The 7402-nt window shown below is 44.9% G+C and carries 8 protein-coding genes; 7 read left to right on the top strand and 1 reads right to left on the bottom strand.

The features are described 5' to 3' along the window. From rpiA to lolD, 3 genes are all read left to right on the top strand, one after another. Window positions 1-564 (top strand): ribose-5-phosphate isomerase RpiA (rpiA, locus tag B4K20_RS13095; RefSeq protein WP_289283207.1); only part of this gene is annotated, 564 nt, incomplete at its 5' end. 67 nt (window positions 565-631) lie between these two features. Next, a complete protein-coding gene (locus tag B4K20_RS13090; RefSeq protein WP_286303939.1) occupies window positions 632-1879 on the top strand; it encodes a lipoprotein-releasing ABC transporter permease subunit in 1248 nt (415 codons plus the stop codon). After that, window positions 1872-2558 carry a lipoprotein-releasing ABC transporter ATP-binding protein LolD gene (gene lolD, locus B4K20_RS13085; RefSeq protein WP_289283206.1) on the top strand — a complete coding sequence of 229 codons (687 nt, stop codon included), beginning with the start codon at window positions 1872-1874 and terminating at the stop codon, window positions 2556-2558. Before B4K20_RS13090 ends, lolD begins: the two co-directional genes overlap by 8 nt. On the opposite strand, the gene B4K20_RS13080 is transcribed toward lolD, so the two are convergent. Beyond that, window positions 2547-3077, bottom strand: a complete 531-nt coding sequence (locus B4K20_RS13080; RefSeq protein WP_286303937.1) for a DUF2062 domain-containing protein — start codon at window positions 3075-3077, stop codon at window positions 2547-2549. The two genes, lolD and B4K20_RS13080, sit on opposite strands and share 12 nt — an antisense overlap. A gap of 44 nt (window positions 3078-3121) precedes the next feature. Here B4K20_RS13080 and B4K20_RS13075 point away from each other — a divergent pair, with 44 nt between their 5' ends. The 4 genes from B4K20_RS13075 to B4K20_RS13060 form a co-directional block, all read left to right on the top strand. After that, window positions 3122-5368: a DNA internalization-related competence protein ComEC/Rec2 gene (locus tag B4K20_RS13075; protein ID WP_289283205.1), complete on the top strand. Its 2247-nt coding sequence runs from the start codon at window positions 3122-3124 to the stop codon at window positions 5366-5368. 56 nt (window positions 5369-5424) lie between these two features. After that, a complete protein-coding gene (locus B4K20_RS13070; protein ID WP_286303934.1) occupies window positions 5425-6081 on the top strand; it encodes a MotA/TolQ/ExbB proton channel family protein in 657 nt (218 codons plus the stop codon). Continuing rightward, window positions 6056-6475, top strand: coding sequence for an ExbD/TolR family protein (locus tag B4K20_RS13065; RefSeq protein ID WP_286303933.1), 420 nt, complete (start codon window positions 6056-6058; stop codon window positions 6473-6475). The genes B4K20_RS13070 and B4K20_RS13065 overlap by 26 nt, the downstream gene beginning before the upstream one ends. Before the next feature lie 3 nt (window positions 6476-6478). After that, on the top strand, window positions 6479-7402 hold a 924-nt coding region (locus B4K20_RS13060; RefSeq protein WP_289283204.1), incomplete at its 3' end, for an ABC transporter transmembrane domain-containing protein.

Genomic DNA, 7402 nt, shown 5'->3' with positions numbered 1-7402 from the left:
TTCATTGATGCGCTGGCCACCATCAAAGATCGTATTGAAGGCGCAATATCAAGCTCAGAAGCCTCAACACAAAAATTAGAAGCGAATGGCATCAAAGTATTTGATTTAAATGATTGCAACGACATCGAAGTGTATGTCGATGGCGCAGACGAGTCTAACCACTTACTCGAATTGGTCAAAGGTGGTGGCGGTGCGCTGACACGTGAAAAAATCATTGCCGCAGCCAGTAAACAATTTGTTTGTATTGCTGATGCATCTAAACTTGTCGACGTTCTGGGTAAATTCCCTCTTCCTGTGGAAGTCATTCCAATGGCACGCAGCTACGTTGCTCGTGAAATCGTCAAGCTGGGTGGTCAACCTGTCTATCGTGAAGGTGTGATCACAGATAATGGCAACGTAATTCTGGATGTTCATGGTTTAGATATCATGGAACCTATTAAATTAGAAAAAACACTGAATGATATCGTCGGTGTAGTCACCAATGGTTTATTTGCGATGCGCCCAGCAGATGTGCTGTTACTGGGTTCACCAGAAGGAACCAAAACCGTCTTCGCGAAATCATAAAAGGCGAAACATGGACTGATCCTGCTTAGCAGGATCAGTTTTCTCTCTCATCACTATTGGCGACATTATGTTCAGACCGCTCAGTCTCTATATCGGCATGCGTTATACACGCGCCAAACGTCGTAATCACTTCATTTCTTTTATTTCATTAACCTCCATGCTCGGTGTGGCATTAGGTGTAGCCGCTCTCATCACCGTGCTGTCTGTCATGAACGGGTTTGAAAAAGAACTGAAAGATCGCATTCTCGGAATGACCTCACATGCGTTCATCACTGGCGAAGATGGCACGCTGAGAGACTGGCCAGATTTACAGGATTTGATTAAGCATGATCCCGATGTGATTGCCTCGGCTCCTTTTGTAGAGGGTCAGGCCATGCTCAGTCAGGGAAGCCGTGTCAGAGGCACGCTGGTTCGCGGTATTGATGCCGATATGGAACAAAGCGTTTCTACGATTGGTGAGAAAATCATTCAAGGCAAATTAGCTGATTTAACTGACGGTAGCTTTGGCATTGTCTTAGGTAAAGATTTAGCTTCCGCTATGGGCGTGACAACCGGTGACAAAATCACCATGATCACACCACACGTTAGTCCCACACCCGCAGGCGTGATTCCTCGTCTTAAACGTTTAACTGTTGTCGGTATTTTTGAAATAGGTATGTATGAATATGACAGCGGCCTAGCCGTGATGAATATCAACGATGCCGCTAAATTATTCAAAATTCCCGATCGCGTCACTGGCTTACGCTTAAAGTTTGATGATGTCTTCAAGGCACCACAACTACTTCGCAAAGTCATGCAGGATGTTCCCGTTAATTATCGAGCTGCTGACTGGACATTCCAGCACGCCAATTTTTTCCGCGCCCTAAAAACAGAAAAAACAGTGATGTTTGTCATCCTGATGCTTATCGTGGCAGTAGCAGCATTTAATATCGTATCGACCTTAGTGATGATGGTCACCGATAAACAATCTGATATCGCTATATTGCGTACCTTGGGTATGAGTCCACGTAGTGTTATGGGTATTTTTATGGTGCAAGGCACGTTAATCGGTTTAATCGGTACCGCCATGGGTGTTGTTGGTGGCGTGCTGCTGGCCTGGAATATTGAGTCTTTGATCGCCAGTTTAGAAAAACTGCTCGGGTATCAATTCATGCCTGCAGATGTGTATTACATCAGTAGTTTGCCATCACAGCTAGAATGGAGTGATGTCACCGTCATTGCTATCACGGCTTTTGTCTTATCGATTCTTTCCACGCTTTACCCTTCATGGCGTGCATCACAGATTAAACCGGCCGAGGCGCTTCGTTATGACTAATCAAGCAGTATTATCTGCCAGCCAATTATCAAAATCTTTTACAGATGGTCAGTTAAAAACCGATGTGCTGAATAATGTGAACCTGACTGTAAACCGTTCTGATCGTATTGCCATTATCGGCAGTTCTGGTTCTGGTAAAAGCACCTTACTACACATTCTTGGTGGACTTGACTCTCCCACAGAGGGCCAGGTACTGGTGCAAGGTCAAGATATTCATGCCATGAAAAATAAAGCGGCAAGTCGATTACGTAATCAGCAGTTGGGTTTTGTGTATCAATTTCATCATTTGCTGCCAGAGTTTACGGCTGTTGAAAATGTCGCTATGCCATTAGTGATTGGAGGCATGTCACCCACCTCAGCTCAAGAACAAGCGACCGAACTGCTTGATAAAGTCGGACTAGCCCATCGCTTTCAACATAAACCCAGTGAATTATCGGGTGGTGAACGCCAACGGGCAGCCTTGGCCAGAGCATTAATCACCGAACCCTCCTGCTTACTGGCGGATGAGCCAACGGGCAATCTGGATCATCGAACAGCTCAAGGGATTTTTGATCTGATTCTGAAATTAAATGAAGATTTTGGCACGGCATTGGTGATTGTGACTCACGATACAGGGCTTGCCGCTAAAATGGATCAACAACTGACATTGATTGATGGCTGTCTGGCTTCAGGAGCCTGATTTATCTTTTTGTTGGCGCTGACGTTGTGTCCATGTATGGATAACAACCAGTCGCCAACCTATTCGAACAAAAAGAATCCCCGCTATGGCGGATACCAGTCCTAGAATTGTGCAACCTAAGAGTAGTGGTTGCCATATGGCCAGAAACTCTTTTGAAAACCATTCCCAAGTCAGACTAAAAGCTGGGGCGCCCATGGGGATACTCAATACCCAAGCCCCGAGTTTATAGGCGTAGAAAAAAATAGGTGCCATGGTGAAAGGATTAGTAATCCAAACACCCATCGCTGCAATAGGAAGATTCACCCGGAATAAAATGGCTAATGCCGCTGCAATAAACATTTGACCAGGAATCGGCATAAACCCAACAAACAGCCCTAACGCCACCCCACCTGAAATAGAGCGTCGATTGGTATGCCATAAACGTGGTTCAGTTAGTCGCTGACCAAACTTACGCAGATGTGGATGTTCGCGCATCGTGTTGTGATCTGGCATGATGCGTTTTAGGAATTTACGAGGCATAGCGTCTCAGTAACATGCTAAGTCGGGCGTCATTATAGGGATATATGAATAAAACTGCCATTGCATTTTTGCTCGGCACATTGCTTGGTCTATATGTCAGCAGTCCTCTGGTAATAGGGAGCTTACTATTATTGTTTTTCGTGGCATTAGCCTATTATCGAAAACTATGGATTTTAGGTTTTATTGTCGGACTATTGTGGTGTGCATTTCAAGCTCAATCAGCTATTCAAAACAAACTAGCTGCAGACACGCCTGCAAAAACAACGCAAGTACAAGGGCTTATCGCCTCCATACCTCAGACAGGTCATCACCATATTAGTTTTGAATTTTGTCCAGAAGATTCATCCCTCCCCAAAAAAATTAAACTCAGCTGGTATTACCCACCTGAAGACATCCCTCAAGCTGGAGAGCGCTGGCAATTCACTGTCAAACTCAAACCACCCTATGGCATGGTGAATCCCGGTGGTTTTGATTATGAAAAATGGTTATTCAGCCAAGGCATTGGCGCAACGGGTTATATAAAAAAAGCAGAAGATAATCAGCGACTGGCCACATCATCTCAATGGCAGATCAATGCCTGGCGCTCTGAGGTCGAGCAGCATATTCGGTCACTCATTCCTCAAGCGGAACAATTACCTTTAATACTCGGTTTAGCTATAGGCCAACGTGACGATATCAATCAAACCCAATGGCAAGTATTACGCGACACGGGCACCAGTCATCTGATGGCGATCTCAGGCTTGCATATCGGACTGGCCTCCGCTTTAGGTTTTTTAGTGACAAGCGCTTTCTGGCGCTATTGTCCGTTGACATCCGTTCGAATCCCCGCGCACAGAATAGGCGCACTGGGCGGACTGTACACTGCTATTTTTTATGCTTGCCTGGCAGGCTTATCCATTCCCACTCAACGTGCATTGATTATGGTGAGTCTGGCTATGCTAGCTGTATTTTTTAAACGTGCATTCTATCCCTCACATGTGTTGTCACTCGCCTGCATGATTGTTTTATTCCTTGATCCTTTTGCCGTGTTAAACGCAGGGTTTTGGTTATCCTTTGGTGCCGTTGCGATCATTTTGATGAGTTGCACTCAGCGTTTCCCAGGTATCAAACTGGCCTGGCTGAAAATTCATTTCCTCATGGCTGTGGCACTGATACCGCTACTGATCATTTTCTTTAACGATGTATCTGTCGTATCCCCTATAGGCAATCTGATGGCAGTACCTCTGGTGAGTGTATTGATTGTACCGCTGATTATCCTGGCTATGATGCTCTTGCCGCTCAGCATGAAGCTTTCATCATTATTGTTAGCAGCGGCAGATTATTTACTCAACTGTCTCTGGTCTATTTTGTCCTGGCTAAGTCACTTGTCATTTGCCAGCTGGCAAACACCCGTTTATCCCTGGCCAATATTGGTCATGTTGGTACTGGCTGTTTTATTCATGTTGTTGCCTAGGGGCTTTCCAGGAAAATATCTCGCTATCTTGTTGTTAATGCCTCTTTTGTTTTACAAGACTGACCGCCCGGCTTCGGGGGATGTTTTTGTCAGCGTTTTAGATGTCGGACAAGGCCTGGCTTCTGTCATCGAAACAACACACCACACGTTAATCTTTGATACAGGACCGAAATACAGTCAGAGCTTTAATACTGGTGAAGCTGTTGTGGTGCCTTTTTTACGTTATCGAGACATTGATGATGTTGATATGGTTATCATCAGTCATGGTGACAATGATCATATCGGTGGCTTATCTGGCATTCTCAAGCATATAAACGTCACACAAATCATGACCAGCCAACCCCTCGAGCATAAAGTCACCACCTTGTGTACCGCGGGCCAACACTGGCAATGGGATCAGGTTGAATTTAAAATTTTGCATCCGTTTCAAAATCAATCAGGCTCGGACAATGAACGTTCCTGTGTCCTCCAGATAAAAGGCAAAAATCTGTCAGTATTATTACCCGGTGATATTGAAAAACAAGGCGAACAAATATTAGTAGCCAGCTATGGAAAATCGCTTAAATCCGATGTGTTACTTGTACCTCATCACGGTAGTAAAACATCTTCCAGCCGTCATTTCATCGAGTCCATGTCTCCAAAGTATGCTGTTTTTTCTGTTGGTTTCCGTAATCGGTATGGTTTTCCTGTGACTGACGTAGTTGATCGCTACAGAAACATTCCTAGTACCATTCTCAGAACCGACTTGAATGGCGCTATCCTCTTCGGTAGAGGCGATAGTCCAATATTCTGGCGTCAACAACAAGAACAATTGTGGACGTCGAAAGCTACTGAGTAAGTCAATTTTCACGTATCATGAGCGCTATTTTCATTTAAACAACTGAGACTGACATCATGCTGGAATTGTTTAAAGCAGGCGGTTGGTTAATGATCCCGCTATTTATCTGCTCGGTCATTGCCATTGCGATCATCGCAGAACGTTTTTGGAGCCTACAAAAGAAACGCATTGCCCCCAAGGAGCTCATTACCCAAATCTGGCAATGGTTAAAGTTTAATCAGGTTGATGAACATCGCATCAAAGCACTGCAAAGCAACTCCCCTCTTGGCCAGATTCTGGCTGCTGGCCTCGTCAACCGCAACAGTTCACGAGAAATAACGAAAGAAAGTATTGAGGACATTGGACGTCATGTCACCGTGGCCCTAGAGCGCAATCTCAACACATTGGGAACAATCGCAGCCATTTCTCCATTACTAGGCTTATTGGGTACGGTTTTAGGCATGATTAAAGTCTTCGCCGTTATTACCACCGCCGGAGTGGGCAATCCTGAAGTGCTGGCAGGTGGTATTTCAGAAGCTTTGATTACCACGGCTACCGGCCTGGCTGTCGCCATTCCTAGTTTGATTTTTTATCGCTATTTCCGCGGTAAAATTAATATGTTAGTGGTAGGCATGGAAGAACAAGCGATGCAGCTTATCGAGATTCTGCATGGTGACCGTCAGTATGATCCAGATGAGGAAGCAAGACGTGAATCTATCACCAAAACGCTCTGAGGAACCCGATGTCAATCTGACCCCGATGATTGACGTCGTTTTTCTGCTGTTATTGTTTTTTATGGTCTCCACCAGTTTTATTCGTGAAAGCTCATTAAAAGTAGACCTACCTGAGGCGACGGGCGAAGCCATGGCTGAGCAGATCGATCCTATCGATATTGTGATACAAGCGGATGGTAAAGTCCTTATCAATGATCAGGCAGTCACTAACGTCACCTCCGCTGGGCTAGCCGAGGTGTTAAAACGCGTTGTTGGTGAACAAAATGATCCTCATGTGATTATTAGTGCTGATGCCAAAGCAGAATATCAACTTATCGTCACAGCGATGGATACAGCACAACAACTCGGCTACACCAAATTGACCCTGGCGACACGTCAAACAACTGCGGAATAATCAATGAGTCAAACACCTGTCACCCTGACAGCCGTCCAGCTTTACAAGCGTTTATTAAACTACGTTAAACCCTATTGGCTGGCTTTTCTGATATCGATACTGGCGATGATTGTCTTTGCCGGCACAGAAACCGGCATGGCCGCCTTAATGAAACCTCTACTTGATGGCAGCTTTGTAGAAAAAGATCCCACTACGATTAAGTACGTGCCACTGATGCTCATCGGTTTGTTCTTTATCCGGGGTGTGGCTAATTTTCTGACGACATATGGATTGGGCTGGATTGCACGTAATGTCATTAAAACCTTACGTGAAGAAATGTTTGAAAAACTCATTACGCTACCTGCGAGTTTTTACGACAAAAATAACTCTGGTCAGCTTATGTCCAAACTGCTTTACGATGTCGAGCAAGTTGCGGGCGCGGCTACTGATGCTATTTTGACTGTTATACGTGACACATTAACGATCATTGGTCTGATTGCCTGGATGATTTATCTCAATGGTTTCCTGTCTCTGATCATTTTAGTGACCGTCCCCTTTGTGGCTGTTCTGGTTTATTTTGTCAGCATACGGTTTCGTCGAATCAGTAAAGAAATTCAGGGTTCTATGGGCAATGTCAGTCATGTCTGTGGAGAAATCATTGAAGCGCATCGCGAAGTCAAAACATTTGGTAGTCAAGTGTATGAAACTGAACGGTTTGATCGTATCAACAGAAAAAACCGTGGCCAGCAAATGAAGAAGATAGCCACGGATGCCTGTAGTGAGCCGGTGATTCAGTTAATTACTGTGTTAGGCCTTGCTGTCGTCATTTATCTGGCCACGCTGCCAGAAGTGCTTGAAGCCATCACAGTCGGGAGCTTCATTTCCTTTATCACGGCGATGTTCATGTTGTTAACACCATTAAAGCGCTTAACAAAAATAAACTCAAAA

Source organism: Methylophaga sp. UBA5088 (assembly GCF_002414625.1).
Taxonomy (GTDB): domain Bacteria; phylum Pseudomonadota; class Gammaproteobacteria; order Nitrosococcales; family Methylophagaceae; genus Methylophaga; species Methylophaga marina.
This window is presented reverse-complemented; position numbering and strand designations above follow the sequence as displayed.